Here is a 268-nt window from a genome sequence, read left to right as displayed (position 1 = left end):
GCAGGATCAAAAGAGCCATGTAGCATGGAGACAAGCATTCCGTCACAAACGAAACGCCAGGATGACAATCTCTGGACGGAAGGATGCGAAGTATGGGAACTTTGTGTTCCAATATGATGCACAAAGCCAAACCTTACACGTCAGAAGTATTACGGGACAAGCGCTTATACTTCCCTATGTGTATTTTCCTTATGGACAAGATCAGGTGCAAGAATCTATCGCCACGCAGCTTTCCTGTCAGAACAAAAAGAAGTATGGCAAGCCAATC

1 pseudogene is annotated in these 268 nt (G+C 45.1%); it reads left to right on the top strand.

Annotated features, from left to right (window positions below):
• Nucleotides 1-268 (top strand): annotated as a pseudogene (locus AAHB12_RS31570) (IS200/IS605 family accessory protein TnpB-related protein); the annotation flags it as partial.

Source organism: Bacillus sp. OTU530, assembly GCF_038440375.1.
This window is presented reverse-complemented; position numbering and strand designations above follow the sequence as displayed.